A 15,668-nucleotide genomic window follows, 5' to 3' on the forward strand; every position below is an offset into this window, starting at 1 on the left:
CGAACTTTGCGGTTGTGCCAGAAAACGGAAACCGGCGCAATCAGCACCCTCTCGTTAGTTGGGTCGCTTCAAAGCCTGTCGGAGTTTTTCAATATTCGAGCGGCAATGGCAGCCCTCAATGTGATCATTGACCAGCCCCATGGCCTGCATAAATGCGTAAACGGTGGTTGGTCCCACGAAAGACCAGCCACGCTTTTTGAGATCTTTTGAAATCCGGGTCGATGTGGCGGTGGTGGGATTGGCAGACAAGGTCGGATAATCCACCACTTCCGGACGATCTTCCGCACCCGGCTCAAACGACCAGAAATAGGCAGCGAGCGATCCTTTTTCTTTGACCAGCTCTATGGCGCGTTTGGCATTGTTGATTGTGGACACGATCTTTCCGCGATGGCGCACGATCCCCTTGTCAGCCAGTAGCCGCTCGATATCCGCATCGTTATAAAGGGCTACACGGTGGAAATCGAACCCGTCAAAGGCCGCACGAAAATTCTCACGCTTGCGCAGGATCGTCAGCCACGACAAGCCGGACTGGAAACCTTCAAGGCAGATTTTCTCGAACAGACGCTGGTCACTCGTTACAGGAACGCCCCACTCATTATCGTGATAGGCGATGTAATCAGGCAACTCACCGGGCCAGAAACAGCGCATCTTGCCATCAGCACTGACGATCAAGCCGGTCTTTTCCTGCACCGTGTCGCTCATTTCTGCCCTCCAAAGTTTCATTCATTTTTAATCATGTCGCGCAACTTGCCGCTAACCACAACTTTAATTTGAAGCAAGTCAAAGCCCGACACGCGGCAAAATTTACCTTTATGATTCCATTCCCCGGCACAATGGGCCCATGAATTTCGGGGCCGTTCTCCTGACAGGAGATGTCAGGAGTGCGACGGGCAACCGCGTTATTGCAGATGCTGGGCAGATGCAGAACGCAAAACAGTCGGATTTGGCTTATGAAACCACGTCATCTGCTTTTGATAGGATCACTCGCGGCAATCGCAGTCTCCATTGTGACCACCAGCATGGCTTTTGCCAATGATCGTTACGCAACCCAACCACCGGTTCGGGTTGACAATGAAACATCGCAGCGCTGGATCGCGCAGCTCAATGGACCGGCGGTTCGTATCCTGCCGCAACTCGATGCCACAGAGTCGCAGAAGCGCGCGATTGTTCGCCAGAAGCAGCCGCAAAAGCCGCGCTATCAGAATGTAAGTCAGCAGCGCCCTGCCGCCAATCCGGCAAAGGTTGTGCGCAAGAAGCAGCAACTTGATCCCGCATTCCTGCCACAGACAGTTTCTTATTCGGGTGGCGAAAAGCCCGGCACCCTCGTGATCGACACCGGCAAGCGCTTTCTCTATCTCGTTGAGGGCAATGGACAGGCCCGCCGTTATGGCATCGGCGTTGGCAAGCAGGGCTTTGGCTGGAAAGGCACGCAGCGCGTGAGCCGCAAAGCCGAATGGCCGACTTGGACACCACCAAAGGAAATGATCGCCCGCGAGCGCAAGAAGGGACGTATTCTGCCTGCTCAGATGAAGGGCGGGATCAACAATCCTCTTGGCGCACGCGCACTTTATCTCGGTTCCACCCTTTATCGTATCCACGGTACAAATCAGCCATGGACGATTGGGAAAGCCATGTCTTCAGGCTGCTTCCGTATGCGTAACGAAGATGTGACCGATCTCTATGGCCGCGTTCCCGTGGGCACTCGCGTGGTGGTGCGCTGACCCTGTCCTTTCAAACAAAGCTATCGAGCCGCTGTTATCGCCGTAACAGCGGCTTTTTTTGTCATCAAATTGAAACCTTTGGCTTTTTCTTGAAGAAAGCGCTGCGATCACCGACAAACATGTCGGAAATGACTTTCACTTTTCGTGCGAACACCCATATGCTGGAGAAGATACATCAAACAGTATGCACGTAAGAGGGAAGGACAGATCATGACCGTACCGGCGGTAAAACTGAACGACGGCAATCACATTCCACAGCTCGGTTACGGTGTCTGGCAAGTTGGCAACGATGAAGCCGTTGCGGCGGTCAGTGAAGCGTTGAAAGTCGGCTATCGCCACATCGACACCGCAGCCATTTATGGCAACGAAGAAGGCACCGGCAAAGCAATCACCGATTCAGGCATTGCCCGCAACGATATTTACCTGACGACCAAACTCTGGAACAACGATCAAGGCTATGAATCGACCCTCAAGGCGTTCGACACAAGCCTGAAGAAGCTTGGCACCGATTATGTGGATCTTTATCTGATCCATTGGCCGATCCCTTCCAAGGACCTGTTCATGGAAACATGGCGTGCTTTCATCAAGCTGAAAGAAGAAGGTCGCGCGAAATCCATCGGCGTGTCGAATTTCCGCACCGCCGATCTTGAGCGTATTCTAAAGGAAAGCGACGTTACTCCGGTTCTGAACCAGATTGAGCTGCATCCGCAGTTCCAGCAGGACGAGTTGCGTCTGTTCCACAGCAAGCACGACATCGCGACAGAAGCCTGGAGCCCGCTCGGACAAGGCACAATTCTGGAAAATCCAACGCTGAAAACAATCGCTGATAAGCTCGGAAAATCAGTAGCTCAGGTAATCCTGCGCTGGCATATCGAGACCGGCAATATTGTCATCCCGAAGTCGGTTACGCCTGCTCGCATCAAGGAAAATTTCGATATTTTCGATTTCCGTCTCAATGGCACCGATCACGATGCGATCACCAAACTCGACAAGGCTGATGGCCGTATCGGACCAAATCCGAACACGTTTTCGCTGGGTTGATTGAAACGAGAAGCTCGGCTCTGCCGGGCTTCTTTTTTATCGCAGAAGCTTTAAGCTTCCGGTCAGTGAACGCACCCACTTGGCCGGGCCAGCAATGCCTACCCCATCGATCGTTTCCGATGAAAGCTCCCTATCTGGGAATGTCTTTTCATATTCTGCATAGACATGCAGTGCGCGGGCAAACGCCGGGAATGCCACAACAGCCTGTCGTTCTTCAAAGCTTGCCGCCTTCAAAAAAATAGACCGAATAGTCTCCGCATCTGCCTGCAGAACCGGCACCGGGCGATCAGAACTGATATCGATTGCAGTGCCTGATTTATCGGTCAGTTGTCGCGCTGCGATGAATGGCAGCTTCGCACCCAGACCTATGGAAATGGCCCCAACCGTATTGGCAAGCAATCCCAAGGACAGCTCTGGATTAACGATGATAGCGAGGCGTAAATCTTTTTGCATGATGGCTCCGACGGAACTGATATTTCAGCCAGAATTACACCGGGCAAGAAGGTATTTCTTATCTTTATTCCCTGTTTTAATTTAAAATTTGGTAGTATCTACCTGCATTAAATGCGTTCCAGGTAGATTCCAATGACCCCACTAGAACCATCCGACATCAAGATTCTCAACGCATTGCAGGAGGACGGACGCCTGACCAATCAGGCGCTCGCCGAAAAGGTCAACATGTCGACATCGCCAAGCTGGCGTAAAATGCGCAAGCTGGAAGAAGATGGCGTCATACAAGGGTACCGCGCCACACTGGACCGGAAAGCCATTGGACTCGGCGTCATGGCTTTTGTGCGGATCAAGATCGACAGCCACAGTGAAGCCGAAGCTGAGCAATTTGCTGCCGAACTGATGGGCCTTGATGAAGTCATCACCTGTTACAGCATTGCGGGCGACGCAGATTTTCTGCTGCAAGTCGTATCGCATGACCTCGATACCTATGCGGATTTCGCCATGTCGACCTTACGTCGCCTTCCCCGCATCAAAGAGATGCAAACCACCTTCGTTCTGAAAGAAACGAAAGGGTTCAAAGGTTTCCCTTTGCATTACGCGCGATCAGTGAAGACTGGCGCCTGAAAGAGCAGCAGGTTTTGGTCCGCCATATGCCCAATCGAGCAATTCGATTGTATGCACGATCGGTAACTGGCTGCCGGTTGCGATTTGCGTCATACAGCCAATATTGCCGGTTGCGATCAAATCTGCCCCTGTGGCCTCAATGTTCTTGACCTTACGGTCACGAAGCTTGGTGGCTATTTCAGGCTGCATGATATTGTAGGTGCCAGCCGAGCCACAGCAAAGATGCCCCTCCAGAGGCTCCCGCACCGTGAAGCCTGCCTTAGCGAGCAAATCCTTCGGCTGACGCACCACCTTCTGACCATGCTGCATGGAGCACGCCGAGTGATAAGCAACAGTCAGGCCTGCCGGCTGTAGAGGCTCGGGCAGCTCGATTGAGGTCAGATACTCGGTCACGTCCTTAGCCAGCGCGGAAACCTTTGCTGCCTTGTCCTTATATGCCGGGTCCAACCGCAGCATATAGCCGTAATCCTTTATCGTCGTACCGCAACCAGACGTCGTTACGATAATGGCGTCCAAGCCACCTGCTTCGATTTCGCGGGTCCACACATCAACGTTGTGCCGTGCTTGCTCGAGCGCTTGCTCCTCGCGGCCCATATGGTGCACCAGGGAGCCACAACACCCCTCGCCCTTTGGCGTTATCACCTCGACACCGATCCGGTTAAGCAAGCGCAGCGTGGCAGCGTTGATGCCGGGATTGAGCACCGGTTGCGCGCAGCCATTGAGGATTGCAACCCGTCCGCGCTTTTCGCCCTTCGCGGGACTGATAGCGTCGATCTGCTGTCGAGCGGGTAAATATTGCGGTGCAAGATCGAGCATGGCAGCCACGGGCCTTAATGTGTCGCTCTTACGAAACAGAGAAGCGAATGGGCGTCCGAGTTTTGCCAGTTGCAGCGCCAGCCGGAACCGACCCGGATATGGCAGAACCTGTGCCAAAACCCCGCGCAGAAAGCGGTTCATAAATGGGCGTTTATAGGTCTTCTCGATATGCGACCGCGCATGATCGATCAGGTGCATATAATTGACACCAGACGGACAGGTCGTCATGCATGACAGGCACGACAGGCAACGATCAACATGCCGCACAACCTCCTCGTCAGCCGGACGATTATTCTCCAGCATATCCTTGATAAGATAGATGCGTCCACGTGGACTATCCAACTCATTGCCAAGTGTTACGTAAGTCGGACATGTCGCCGTGCAGAAGCCGCAATGCACGCATTTGCGAAGGATTTTTTCGGCCTCATTGACGCCGGGATCGAGAAGTTGTTCAGGACTGAATTGAGTTTGCATGGGGTCACACTCCTGCTTGCTCAGGATAGATACGGCCCGGATTGAGAATATTCTCCGGATCAAATTGCAACTTCAGACGTCGCGACAAAGCGGCAAGTGCAGCCGATTGCGGCTCAAACACATCCGTGTTTGCCCGCACATGCTCCGGTGCCCGCACCAGCGTGGCATGTCCGCCGCCATATTTTGCAATAAGGGCGCGCAGCACATGAGCTTCTGGCTCGGCCTCCATGCGCAGCCAGATCAAACCGCCCTGCCAGTCATAATAAGCGTCGGCGCCAGCGTGGCGTCGCAGTTCATCCACCATTCTCCAGCCCTGCATAGGTGCCATGGAAACACGCCACACTGCGCGCTGATCACCCTTTTTCACAAACGGCAGCACATCGCGCACCTCGCGCCAGAGCTGACGCGACTGTGTCTCATCGAGAAGATCAATCACTCCAACAGAACCCAATAACGCCCCCAATTGCGCGCTGCGATGGCGCACGGAAGGCGCAAAACCCTCGATCCGCAGAATGGTCGCGGCCTCACCACCGAGATTGCCGTCCAGAAAGCGCCATGCCACGCTTGGCGGCAGATGCGCGCTTGAAGCTACTTCTTCTCGTGACCCCATAGCCATGGCCATGATCCGGCTTGCAGCCTCATCATCAAGCCCGCGCACGGCAAGCGTTGCAACTGTTTCAGGCGCAGGCAAAACCTTGAAAGTCACTTCAGTGGCGACGCCCAGCGTCCCCCAAGAATTGGCCATGCCCTTTGAAAGATCGTAGCCGGTCACGTTTTTGACCACGCGTCCGCCGGATTTGAACAACTCCCCACGCCCCGAAACCACACGCACGCCCAATATATGGTCGCGTGCGGCACCGGCTTTGAGGCGGCGCGGCCCTGACAGATTGGCCGCAAGCGCACCCGCAATCGTGCCGCTTCCCGACTCGCCAGAAAGAAGTGGGCCGTAATCCATCGGCTCAAAATGAAAACACTGCTTGTTATCGGCCAGCAGTTTCTCGATTTCGGCAAGCGGCGTTCCAGCCTTTGCAGAAAGCACCAGTTCATCAGGCTCATAAAGTGTCACACCGGACAGGTTCGACACATCAAGCACAGCACCTGTTGCCATCGGACAGCCAATACCGCGCTTGCTGCCCCGACCAATGATTTCCAGCGGCGTTGAATTGGCCAAGGCCCATTGCACCGCCTCCAGAACACCCGCCTCATCCTGCGGCTTTATTATGTTTGTGTCAGTCATCATCAAAACGCGCCCTAAAATCGGGGAATGTCCGGAAAAGCCAATTCGCCACGATGCACATGCATGCGGCCAAGCTCGGCGCAGCGACGCAATTGTGGGAAGACCTTGCCGGGATTGAGCAGATGCTTGGCATCAAAAGCACATTTGACGCGCATCTGTTGATCAAGATCGATCTCGTTGAACATGACCGGCATCAGATCACGCTTCTCGATGCCAACGCCGTGCTCGCCGGTCAACACACCGCCAACCTTGACGCAAAGCCGCAAAATGTCGGCACCGAAATCTTCGGCCGCCTCCAGTTCACCCGGAATATTCGCATCATAAAGGATGAGAGGATGGAGATTGCCATCGCCTGCGTGAAAGACATTGGCGACACGTAGCCCGTATTTTTCGGAAAGATCGCGCATACCTGAAAGCACACGGGGCAATTCCTTGCGCGGTATCGTGCCATCCATGCAAAGATAGTCAGGTGAGATACGGCCTACAGCCGGAAACGCAGCTTTTCTCCCAGCCCAGAAAGCCAGTCGCTGCTCTTCCGATTGCGAAAGTGTGCAGGTGGTCGATCCATTTTTCAGTGCGATTGCTTCCACCTGACCAATCAGATGATCGACCTCTACCGGAGGACCGTCGAGTTCGACAATCAGCAACGCTTCAACATCCAGCGGATAACCCACACGGACAAAATCTTCCGCTGCCTGAATGGCCGGTCGATCCATCATTTCCATGCCGCCGGGAATAATTCCACAGCCGATAATATCAGCCACACACTGGCCTGCCTGCTCGCTTGAAGGGAACCCGACCATCACCGCACGCGCTGTTTCCGGCTTCTGCAAAATACGCACGGTGATTTCCGTAACCACCCCCAAAAGGCCTTCAGATCCTGTCATGAGACCCAACAGGTCATAGCCTTCGCTATCGAGATGCTTGCCACCAAGCCGCAACACTTCGCCCGTAATCAACACCATTTCGATGCCAAGCACATTGTTGGCCGTGAGGCCATATTTCAGGCAATGTACGCCGCCCGCATTTTCTGCAACATTGCCGCCAATGGAGCATGCAATTTGCGAAGACGGATCAGGTGCATAATAGAAGCCTTCGTGTTCCACGGCCTTTGTGATGCCAAGATTGGTCACACCCGGCTGCACGACAGCGACGCGGTTGGGATAATCGATTTCAAGAATGCGATTGAAGCGCGACATGCCCAACAACACGGCATCAACCAGAGGCATGGAACCACCGGAAAGCGACGTCCCTGCACCGCGTGGCACAACGCGAATTTCATTCTCATGGCAATAGCGCAGTATTTTGGAAACTTGCTCGACAGTCTCCGGCAGCACCACAACAAGTGGCAATGCGCGATGCGCGGTCAGCCCGTCTGTTTCGAACACCCGCATGGTATTGGTCGCATCGACAACGCCCTCCCCCGGTACTATTGCCCTAAGGTCAGCAACGATTGTATCGCGCCGTTCAAGAACCGAAGCATTTGGCTCCGGCATAATCAGTCCGCTCATGTGTTCCTCCGCCTCCCCAGAGTGCATTCAGCGTCGCTTGGGTCAAGTGGTAATATTATTTTACCAATTGGCCTATAGCGAAACAGTTGTGACGCTGCGGCATAATCGCCTTGCGGTCCTTTGCCCGCCTCGGCTAGATGAGCCAGTGCATATATCTGCCAGGGAGGATTTGAAACTATCATGATGAGCAGTCTGGCCGATATGGAGATTTTCGCACGTGTTGTCACAACAGGCAGCATGTCAGCCGCCGCGCGTGATCTTGGATTGTCCCCGGCAGTCGTTTCCAAAAGACTGGGAAGACTAGAAGAACGTCTCGGCACGCGTCTTTTGCAGCGAACCACACGTCAGATTGCTTTGACCGAAGCCGGTCAAGGTTATCATGAGCGCGTTCTGGCAATTCTGAGCAATATCGAAGAGGCAGAAGCCTTCGTTGCCCGCAGATCAGCAAACGCGCGCGGGACACTGAAAATATCAGCCCCGACGACCTTCGGGCGCATGCATATCGCGCCCTATCTTGTGCCTTTCATGCGGACCAATTCAGACCTCACTGTCAATATGCAGCTATCAGACGAAATGGTGGATATTGTCGGCGATGGCTATGATCTTGCTATCCGCATTGGCGAATTGTCGGATTCGACACTCGTCGCGCGACGTCTGGCACCAGTGCGCCGTGTTCTGGTTGCCTCACCGCATTATATCGCGGAGCGGGGCACGCCGGAAACCATCGAGGATCTGCAAGCGCATATTTGTCTTGCTCCGCACAATAATGACCCGTGGCGGCTGGAAGGACCAAAAGGACCGATCACCATTCGCCCGCAAGGACCATTGCAGACCAATTCAAGCGAAATGGTTCGCGAAGCAGTGCTTGCGGGGCTTGGCATTGCGCAGCGCTCGACTTGGGATGTCGGTCCGGAACTAGCCGCAGGCAAGCTCGTACAGGTGCTGCCTGATTATTCCGCTTCCCGCAATGTCGCGATCCACGCCGTCTATCCCTCAAAACAATTCCTACCAGCAAAAGTACGATTGTTCATAGATTATCTGGCTGATCTTTACGGGCCCGTTCCTTATTGGGAGAGCGGTAGTTCTCCACAAGACATGCCCACAAAATAGACGAAGCCAATGTGATTGCGTATGACAGCGTGGCGCTTTTGTTAAAAGCGCGCAATGCAGTCGGCTAAGCAATTGATCAGCAATAGCCTTATAGCCCCATAATTCAGCGAATCGGATGGACCGCCTCCCACATCAGTCCGATTTTTGAGGAATGAAGATGAACACACCTACCCGCCTTATTCTCGCAATCGTCGTTGCCGTCATCGTCGGTTTCGGCTTCATGTTCTACGACAAATCGCGCGGCGCAGAATGGGTCGTTTCCCCGCAACAGATCGAACAGGCGAAAGCCGAAGGAAAGGCTGGCTTCGAAAGCCGCCCGGGCACAGTTACCGTGCTTCCTATCCGTAGTGAAACCGCCGATGCCCTTCCCATCAAATGGGCAATGTATGGTCTTGTTGCAGGGCTCGTTGCTTTCTTTTCAGGCCGAAAGCGTAAGAAGGCCTGAAGCAGAGCTGCAATCTTCTCAAACCCCGGAAGCATGCCTTCCGGGGTTTTTGTTTAACCTGTAAACTCCCCGTTGCTCGGCTGACGCCTTAAGGCTAACTTGCCGCCGATATGGAGAGGGCTTCGAACGGCATGGCCGAGACAATTTTTTCACGCATTCAAGCGAGCCGTACAGCGGATGATGTCGTCCACCAGATCGAGAGCCTGATTCTCGAAGGCGTCTTGCGCGGTGGCGACCGGCTTCCGGGTGAACGGGAACTTGCACGCCAGTTCGATATTTCCCGTCCTATTCTGCGTGATGCACTGAAGCGGCTTGAAAATGCCGGTCTTCTCACATCGCGTCACGGTGGTGGTACATTCGTTGCTGATGTCATCGGACAGGTTTTCAGTGCACCAGTGGTGAAGCTTTTTGCCGATCATCGCAAAGCAAAGGGTGATTATCTGGAGTACCGCCGCGAGATAGAGGGCATTGCCGCTGAATTTGCAGCACTGCGCGCGACGCCTGCTGACAAGGCGCTCTTGAAGGAAATCATCGTCGCAATGGAAACGGCGCACGGTGCCGGTGATTTTGATACGGAAGCGCGGCTTGATGTCGATTTTCACAATGCGATCGGTGAAGCCGCACATAATATCGTGCTGCTGCATACATTGCGCTCTTGCTATCAACTGCTCAAAGACGGGGTCTTTTACAACCGCAGTCTGATTTACAATTACCCCGGCGTCGCTGACATGTTCCTGTCACAGCACCGCGCCATTTACGATGCTGTCATTGCAGGCAACCCGCAAGCTGCCCGCGAGGCGGTTCAAAAGCACATCCGCTTTGTCGAACAGGCGACGAATGACAGAGAACTGAACGATGAACGTGAGCGCGTATCCCGCTTGCGCTATCGTCAGCGTGCTGGAAAAGACGCAAAGGAAAGCGACGACTTATGACTGGCGTGACGTTGAAGGACGCTAAAGGACCAGAAGGCGTACGGCTTTATGCTATCGGCGACATTCACGGACGTCTTGATCTTTTGCAGGATATGCATGGCCTTATCCGCGCCGATCTCGACCACAGTCCCGTGCATGACTGGCGGGTTATTCATCTTGGCGATTACATCGACCGCGGACCGGATTCTAAAGGTGTTCTTGATTTTCTGATGAATGCATCAGCACACGATCCACGCATTGTGTCTTTGATGGGAAACCATGACGATGGTTTTTTGCGCTATCTTGCTACTGGAGATACGAATGGGATTTTTGCCCATCATGGCGGCAGCGATACCGCACGTTCTTATGGGATTGAGGTGGATTTCAGCGATCCGGTTTCGGCAGTGTCGGGATATCGGCAACTCGTAAACGCGATACCGCCAGCGCATATCGATTATATCCGCTCTATGCCGCATACAGCGAGTTTCGGTGATTTCTTTTTCTGTCATGCGGGCGTTAACCCGGCAGTGCCGCTCGACGCTCAGGACCCCGACGAACTGATGTGGATCAGAACGCTGTTTCTGAAATGGACCGACCCCTTGGAAAAGGTCATTATCCACGGCCATACGCCGCAGAGTGCAATCGACATTCAACCCAATCGGGTTAATCTCGATACTTATGCCTGGAAGAGCGGAAAGCTGTCATCCATCGTGGTCGACGGTTCTGAAAAACGCTTTCTCGAAGCGATCGGCCCAGCCGCCAGTCCAAAAAATTAACGCGCGCTGGAAATGCCGTAACCGTCAGTCGAGGTCATGCTGTTACCTGCATCGACTGTAAAAATACCAACTGCCATAAACACGATCGCAGAAATCATCAGGACGGTGAGGAGCGCGGCATGCTTAGCGGTCATGATCGAAAACTCTTTAGAGGGTTACCGGGAGGATCGGGAAACCGAGCTTTCATAATGAGCAAGGCTTGCGCCCTGTCCGATCACTTGCCACCCGGAAGTTGGCCTCAGTTACACCTGAAAAAAGTTACCCGCAACTGAACACGGGGACTACAATTGTCGCTTTCCAAGGGAAAAACCCAAATGGTTCCCCCCTGTGGCAAAGTCGCAACGCCTTATCGGCTGGAGGTGTTGTTTGCAGGCAACTTTTTGGGCATCCGCGCTAGATTAGATTGGTCCATGCACGTGCGAGGGCAGCGCCGGCCTTGTCTGCAGCAGCCCCCGAACGTTGCAAATGTGCGGGAAATTCAGAGGGCCATTCAGGATCAAACTCAGCGATCATGTCGCTAAGTGTTTCATTCCAGTCGACAACAAGTTTTGTGTCCGCTTCAAAATGAAACTGGGTACCATAGATCGCCCGGCCAATCCGGTAGGCCTGATGGGCAGTCATATCGCTGACTGCCATGTGAATAGCCCCTTCTGGCAATGAAAACGTATCGCGGTGCCAATGGAAAATCGGAAACGCAGAACCTGCGGCACCAAGCATCGGATCGCTTTTCCCTTTCTCGGTCAGCCGCACTTCGTGCCAGCCAAACTCCATAGGCCGATCCAGAATATTCTCGGCTCCATATGCGCGCGCAACAAGCTGGCTACCGAGGCAAATGCCAAGTACCGCCTTGTCCTTATCGCCGAAAGCGCGAATGAGATTGAGGAGATCTGGGAAATATGGGAACTCGGCATCCGCAAGTGCATTCTGTTCGCCACCAAGCAGAATAAGCGCCTGATGATCACTGTCATCTTTTGGTAGAGCGTCGCCCTGATAGGCATGCCGCAGATCAATCGAATGACCCGCCTCAAGCAATATAGGCTCAATTTGTCCGAGGCCCGAATCTGAATAATTCTGGATGACCAATACGCTCATAGTCCAAGCCCCACAGCGACTTCTTTACGCAAATTTCCAGAGCGGTTTCAGTTAAGTTTAATCACTGGAACCGCTCTAACTATTTGTTCTCACGCATTATCCTACGCAAAACCGCTTCGCACCTTTGCTAGAAATGCTCTAGCATGAAAAAAGCCCGGACAATAGCCGGGCTTTGTTTCTCATCATGTGCAATTTCAGTTCACGACCGAAACGCTGACTGTGCGACCGGCCACCAGATGAACGCCTTGTGGCACTTCCTCCAGTTTCACTCTAACCGGCACGCGCTGTGCGAGGCGAACCCAGTTGAACGTTGGTGAAACATTAGCAAGCAGGCTTGTTGAATCCGTGCGCTCACGGTCTTCAATGCCGCCAGCAATGCCTTCGACCTTGCCTTTCATCTGCACCTTGCTGCCCATCACATCAACCAGAACCGCATCGCCGATCTGGATGCGCTCAAGCTTGTTTTCCTCGAAATAGCCGGAAACATAAAATGAATCTGTATCGACCAGCGCTGTGACAGCGGAACCCGTCGTCACATAATCACCTGGTTGAAGCGAAAAATTGGTGATCACACCATTCACGGGAGCCTTGACCGAAGACCGATCAAGATTAAGCGATGCCAGATCGCGATCGAGCTCTGCCTGACGATAGGTGGCTTCCGCTTGCTGGGTTGTCGTTTCGATCTGCTCCATTTTCTGTTGGGTCACAGTCGTATCATTGAGCTTGCGGTAGCGGATCTGATCGCGATTGGCCATATCCAGTGCAGCCTTGCTGCTGGCAAGCTTCGCATCGGCCAACTGGAGCGCAAGCTTGTAGCGGGCCTGATCAATGCGGAAAATCACCTCACCTTGCTGGACCGTCTGATTGTCATGAACAAGAACTTCGCTCACCAGACCAGAAACGTCCGGAGCGATGCGCACGACATCCGCACGTATCTTGCCGTCACGTGTCCATGGCGCGTTCATGTAATAGTCCCATAGATTCCAGCCAAGCAGCCCTGCCATTGTGACCATGACGAGGGTGAGGAAAACCCGGCCGGAATGTGCAAAGAGCTTTTTCATAGTGTTATTCCATTCAAGAGTACGGCGCTTACGCCGAGAATGCAGAAGTACATCGCGGCATCGAACAAAGGACGATGCCATACAAAACGATAGAAACGGGCGCGCGCCAGCAGACGCTGCAGCACGGAATTGGCGAAATAAGCGCCGAGCGCCAAAACCGCCAAAGTCGGAAGATAAATCCCATAGATGTCGAGCTCGGGTCTCATGATTATTCAAGTTCCATTCGTGCGAAATACGTGCCTTATGCGGCCTGCGGCAGCTCGAGTTGCGGCTGCGGTGGAAGCGCAAAGGGCAGCGCTTTCGGAAATAGGTTGAAGCGCAAGCCAATCAGGGCGATACGAGGCCTCTTCGCGATAGCCGGTGAACCATTTTCGATGATGACAGTGATCGCCTGATCTATAGCGGCCAATAGTCGGGCATCAATTTCTTCACGCGCTTCCGATCTGGCGTCACGTGACAGCGCCCGATAATGCGCACCAACGCCATCAAGCACCACGTCCACCGCCTCGCGACAGGAGGCAGGCAGTTTCGACCGATATTGCTGCAAATCAATCGTGTTCATGCCATTGCGCAAATCACGCAACAGATCGACCTTCGCAATATCGGCAGCTGGTATCAAAGCAAGGCGCGGCGTCATCATGCCGATGCGATCAATCATCTTGAGCAGCAAACGGTTCATACGCTGACGCCGATGGCGGCCCGGCTGACGTTCGGTTGCAAGCACAATATCATTCCAGCCGGCCCTGACGAGACGACGCACGCTCCATTCAGCACCGACCGACCGCACGATCGATGTCACCACAGCGGCAATAACGATGCCCAGAACCGTGGCGAGGTTGGCATTGGCGAAGCTCACAAAATCATGTGTCAGATGGCCCTGAAGCATCAGCATGTTCGGCAGGTTCACGCAAAGCACCATGCCGAGCAAAAACTGTGATGGAATGGCCAACAAAATACCGGCGGGGATCAGAAACAGGCCAAGCACGAGAACCAACGGGAAGAAACCATCCACCAGCGGCAACAGCGCAAATTCAAACACAAAGGCAGCAGCAATCACGATCAGCAGCAGCCAGTTAAACTTGCGCATCACCGGAACAGGATCGTCCATGCCGGCAAAAATGCAGCAAAAAATCCCGGCCATCATGGCAGCGGCACTCCCCTGCGCCCATCCGGTCGCAATCCAGAACGCTGTGGCAATACACGTCGCCAGAAAAGCCGAAAAACCTGAGAGGAAGGCCATGCCATAATCTCGGTGCTGCGGGCGCGCCTTCAGATGCGCGTCGTAGCGGCGCCAGCGCAGCGAATGACGCGAACCGGAAATGATGTCCTGACGTAGCGTGATACAGTCGCTCCAAATCTGAACAAGATCCCGCACACGCGCTGCCAGATTGAACGGCAGCAACTCAGCCCAGCTATCGGCATCCTTGCCATGCTTTTCGATTTCGTCGAGATAACCAAGAAGTATTGCGCGGCGCTGTTCTGTCAGGGCTTCACCACTCTCAAGCCAGTCACAGGCTTCATCCAGAAGTTTCTGCACCGCTGGATGCCAGGGCTTTTCACCCTCACCGGGCTTCAGTACCAACACATCATGCAGGCTGGAAACGATTGGTAGAACGGCAACCATGCGCTGCTGCAGTACGTGCAAAAGTGTCCCGACATTGCGGATAGAGGACGTATCATAGGCCACATGCGTCGTCAGATTGCGCAGTTCCAGGGCATCAGCAGCAAGCCGCTGGCGGTCGCGCCTAAATTCAGGGCTGTCACCGTCGCCGCGCAGCGTTGCAACAGCAAGTTTGGAGCCGTCACGCAGCCAGTTATCGATACGCGCAACCAGAACGGGGCCGCTATGGCGTGGAAATACCAGACGATTGACCACAGCCGCGCAAATGATACCGATAGCAATTTCTTCAACACGGCCCACGGCATAATCGAAAGTCGTGGCGGGAGCGGAGACAACCGCGAAACTTGCGATCGCTACGGTATAGCCGGCAAGCATGAAAAGGTAACTGCGTGGTGTGCCATCAAGCAGGCTGATAGCGAGACAAAGCCCCATCCACAGGCCGATTGCCAGCGTTAGAATTTCAGGCGAGTTGACCAGATGCGGCACGAAAAGAATCGTGACGGCACCGCCGATAATTGTACCGATCAGACGATAAAAGCCCTTGGATGTCGTCGCGCCTGAAAGCGGATGCGCAACGATGTAGACCGCCGCCACCGACCAATAAGGGTTGGGCAGATCAGCCATCAGGGCAATCCACAGCGCAAGCATGGCAGCCGCGAAGGTCTTCAGCGAGAAGACCACGTCCCAAAATCGCGGCATTGTTTCAGCGGGCTTAATCATCGGCTTTAAGAATTTTCATTACAATAAGTTGCCTGCCTTCAAGGGAAGGCCGGAT

17 protein-coding genes are annotated in these 15,668 nt (G+C 53.9%); 7 read left to right on the forward strand and 10 right to left on the reverse strand.

What is annotated here, in order from left to right:
* Positions 1–54 precede the first annotated feature (54 nt).
* Positions 55–702, reverse strand: coding sequence for a DNA-3-methyladenine glycosylase I (locus tag OIV19_RS15545; RefSeq protein WP_264232190.1), 648 nt, complete (start codon positions 700–702; stop codon positions 55–57).
* 248 nt (positions 703–950) lie between these two features.
* On the opposite strand from OIV19_RS15545, the gene OIV19_RS15550 reads away from it, so the two are divergent.
* Together OIV19_RS15550 and OIV19_RS15555 are read left to right on the forward strand one after the other, a co-directional pair.
* The gene (locus tag OIV19_RS15550) at positions 951–1,721 is read left to right on the forward strand and encodes a L,D-transpeptidase (protein ID WP_151091003.1); all 771 of its coding nucleotides are present in this window, start codon (positions 951–953) and stop codon (positions 1,719–1,721) included.
* Positions 1,722–1,931: 210 nt separating this feature from the next.
* A complete protein-coding gene (locus OIV19_RS15555; protein ID WP_264232191.1) occupies positions 1,932–2,762 on the forward strand; it encodes an aldo/keto reductase in 831 nt (276 codons plus the stop codon).
* A 36-nt stretch (positions 2,763–2,798) separates the two neighbouring features.
* Here OIV19_RS15555 and OIV19_RS15560 read toward each other — a convergent pair whose 3' ends face one another.
* Positions 2,799–3,215 (reverse strand): DUF2000 domain-containing protein, encoded by a 417-nt coding sequence (locus OIV19_RS15560; protein WP_264232192.1) that lies wholly within the window; start codon positions 3,213–3,215, stop codon positions 2,799–2,801.
* A gap of 132 nt (positions 3,216–3,347) precedes the next feature.
* On the opposite strand from OIV19_RS15560, the gene OIV19_RS15565 reads away from it, so the two are divergent.
* Positions 3,348–3,839 (forward strand): Lrp/AsnC family transcriptional regulator, encoded by a 492-nt coding sequence (locus OIV19_RS15565; protein ID WP_191793397.1) that lies wholly within the window; start codon positions 3,348–3,350, stop codon positions 3,837–3,839.
* Here OIV19_RS15565 and glcF read toward each other — a convergent pair.
* The 3 genes from glcF to OIV19_RS15580 are packed head-to-tail and all read right to left on the reverse strand — an operon-like array spanning position 3,819 to position 7,877.
* On the reverse strand, positions 3,819–5,129 hold the full coding sequence (gene glcF, locus OIV19_RS15570) for a glycolate oxidase subunit GlcF (RefSeq protein ID WP_151091011.1): 1,311 nt from the start codon (positions 5,127–5,129) through the stop codon (positions 3,819–3,821). The two genes, OIV19_RS15565 and glcF, sit on opposite strands and share 21 nt — an antisense overlap.
* A 4-nt stretch (positions 5,130–5,133) precedes the next feature.
* Complete coding sequence (gene glcE / locus OIV19_RS15575; RefSeq protein ID WP_264232218.1) at positions 5,134–6,366, reverse strand: glycolate oxidase subunit GlcE; 1,233 nt, start codon at positions 6,364–6,366, stop codon at positions 5,134–5,136.
* A 14-nt stretch (positions 6,367–6,380) separates the two neighbouring features.
* Positions 6,381–7,877 (reverse strand): FAD-linked oxidase C-terminal domain-containing protein, encoded by a 1,497-nt coding sequence (locus OIV19_RS15580; RefSeq protein ID WP_264232193.1) that lies wholly within the window; start codon positions 7,875–7,877, stop codon positions 6,381–6,383.
* A gap of 180 nt (positions 7,878–8,057) precedes the next feature.
* On the opposite strand from OIV19_RS15580, the gene OIV19_RS15585 reads away from it, so the two are divergent.
* The 4 genes from OIV19_RS15585 (at position 8,058) to OIV19_RS15600 (ending at position 11,119) form a co-directional block, all read left to right on the forward strand.
* Positions 8,058–8,987: a LysR family transcriptional regulator gene (locus tag OIV19_RS15585; protein WP_151091015.1), complete on the forward strand. Its 930-nt coding sequence runs from the start codon at positions 8,058–8,060 to the stop codon at positions 8,985–8,987.
* Between the two features lie 157 nt (positions 8,988–9,144).
* Positions 9,145–9,432 carry a hypothetical protein gene (locus OIV19_RS15590; RefSeq protein WP_151091017.1) on the forward strand — a complete coding sequence of 96 codons (288 nt, stop codon included), beginning with the start codon at positions 9,145–9,147 and terminating at the stop codon, positions 9,430–9,432.
* Between the two features lie 131 nt (positions 9,433–9,563).
* Positions 9,564–10,364, forward strand: coding sequence for an FCD domain-containing protein (locus OIV19_RS15595; protein ID WP_264232194.1), 801 nt, complete (start codon positions 9,564–9,566; stop codon positions 10,362–10,364).
* Positions 10,361–11,119, forward strand: a complete 759-nt coding sequence (locus tag OIV19_RS15600; protein ID WP_264232195.1) for a metallophosphoesterase family protein — start codon at positions 10,361–10,363, stop codon at positions 11,117–11,119. Before OIV19_RS15595 ends, OIV19_RS15600 begins: the two co-directional genes overlap by 4 nt.
* On the opposite strand, the gene OIV19_RS15605 is transcribed toward OIV19_RS15600, so the two are convergent.
* The 5 genes from OIV19_RS15605 to OIV19_RS15625 form a co-directional block, all read right to left on the reverse strand.
* On the reverse strand, positions 11,116–11,253 hold the full coding sequence (locus OIV19_RS15605) for a hypothetical protein (protein ID WP_007877997.1): 138 nt from the start codon (positions 11,251–11,253) through the stop codon (positions 11,116–11,118). The two genes, OIV19_RS15600 and OIV19_RS15605, sit on opposite strands and share 4 nt — an antisense overlap.
* A 259-nt stretch (positions 11,254–11,512) precedes the next feature.
* Positions 11,513–12,211 (reverse strand): type 1 glutamine amidotransferase, encoded by a 699-nt coding sequence (locus OIV19_RS15610; RefSeq protein WP_264232196.1) that lies wholly within the window; start codon positions 12,209–12,211, stop codon positions 11,513–11,515.
* 194 nt (positions 12,212–12,405) lie between these two features.
* Positions 12,406–13,272, reverse strand: coding sequence for an HlyD family secretion protein (locus tag OIV19_RS15615; RefSeq protein ID WP_264232197.1), 867 nt, complete (start codon positions 13,270–13,272; stop codon positions 12,406–12,408).
* Positions 13,269–13,478: a DUF1656 domain-containing protein gene (locus OIV19_RS15620; protein ID WP_151091027.1), complete on the reverse strand. Its 210-nt coding sequence runs from the start codon at positions 13,476–13,478 to the stop codon at positions 13,269–13,271. Before OIV19_RS15620 ends, OIV19_RS15615 begins: the two co-directional genes overlap by 4 nt.
* A 35-nt stretch (positions 13,479–13,513) precedes the next feature.
* A complete protein-coding gene (locus tag OIV19_RS15625; RefSeq protein WP_264232198.1) occupies positions 13,514–15,613 on the reverse strand; it encodes an FUSC family protein in 2,100 nt (699 codons plus the stop codon).
* Between the last annotated feature and the right edge of the window lie 55 nt (positions 15,614–15,668).

This window comes from Brucella sp. HL-2, from assembly GCF_025846885.2.
In the GTDB taxonomy this organism is placed as follows: domain Bacteria; phylum Pseudomonadota; class Alphaproteobacteria; order Rhizobiales; family Rhizobiaceae; genus Brucella; species Brucella quorumnocens.

Excerpts from the sequence above, each read along its gene's own strand:
- OIV19_RS15545 (WP_264232190.1), bottom strand. The coding sequence starts at position 702 with ATGAGCGACACGGTGCAGGAAAAGACCGGCTTGATCGTCAGTGCTGAT.
- OIV19_RS15550 (WP_151091003.1), top strand. The coding sequence starts at position 951 with ATGAAACCACGTCATCTGCTTTTGATAGGATCACTCGCGGCAATCGCA.
- OIV19_RS15555 (WP_264232191.1), top strand. The coding sequence starts at position 1,932 with ATGACCGTACCGGCGGTAAAACTGAACGACGGCAATCACATTCCACAG.
- OIV19_RS15560 (WP_264232192.1), bottom strand. The coding sequence starts at position 3,215 with ATGCAAAAAGATTTACGCCTCGCTATCATCGTTAATCCAGAGCTGTCC.
- OIV19_RS15565 (WP_191793397.1), top strand. The coding sequence starts at position 3,348 with ATGACCCCACTAGAACCATCCGACATCAAGATTCTCAACGCATTGCAG.
- glcF (WP_151091011.1), bottom strand. The coding sequence starts at position 5,129 with ATGCAAACTCAATTCAGTCCTGAACAACTTCTCGATCCCGGCGTCAAT.
- glcE (WP_264232218.1), bottom strand. The coding sequence starts at position 6,366 with ATGACTGACACAAACATAATAAAGCCGCAGGATGAGGCGGGTGTTCTG.
- OIV19_RS15580 (WP_264232193.1), bottom strand. The coding sequence starts at position 7,877 with ATGAGCGGACTGATTATGCCGGAGCCAAATGCTTCGGTTCTTGAACGG.
- OIV19_RS15585 (WP_151091015.1), top strand. The coding sequence starts at position 8,058 with ATGATGAGCAGTCTGGCCGATATGGAGATTTTCGCACGTGTTGTCACA.
- OIV19_RS15590 (WP_151091017.1), top strand. The coding sequence starts at position 9,145 with ATGAACACACCTACCCGCCTTATTCTCGCAATCGTCGTTGCCGTCATC.
- OIV19_RS15595 (WP_264232194.1), top strand. The coding sequence starts at position 9,564 with ATGGCCGAGACAATTTTTTCACGCATTCAAGCGAGCCGTACAGCGGAT.
- OIV19_RS15600 (WP_264232195.1), top strand. The coding sequence starts at position 10,361 with ATGACTGGCGTGACGTTGAAGGACGCTAAAGGACCAGAAGGCGTACGG.
- OIV19_RS15605 (WP_007877997.1), bottom strand. The coding sequence starts at position 11,253 with ATGACCGCTAAGCATGCCGCGCTCCTCACCGTCCTGATGATTTCTGCG.
- OIV19_RS15610 (WP_264232196.1), bottom strand. The coding sequence starts at position 12,211 with ATGAGCGTATTGGTCATCCAGAATTATTCAGATTCGGGCCTCGGACAA.
- OIV19_RS15615 (WP_264232197.1), bottom strand. The coding sequence starts at position 13,272 with ATGAAAAAGCTCTTTGCACATTCCGGCCGGGTTTTCCTCACCCTCGTC.
- OIV19_RS15620 (WP_151091027.1), bottom strand. The coding sequence starts at position 13,478 with ATGAGACCCGAGCTCGACATCTATGGGATTTATCTTCCGACTTTGGCG.
- OIV19_RS15625 (WP_264232198.1), bottom strand. The coding sequence starts at position 15,613 with ATGATTAAGCCCGCTGAAACAATGCCGCGATTTTGGGACGTGGTCTTC.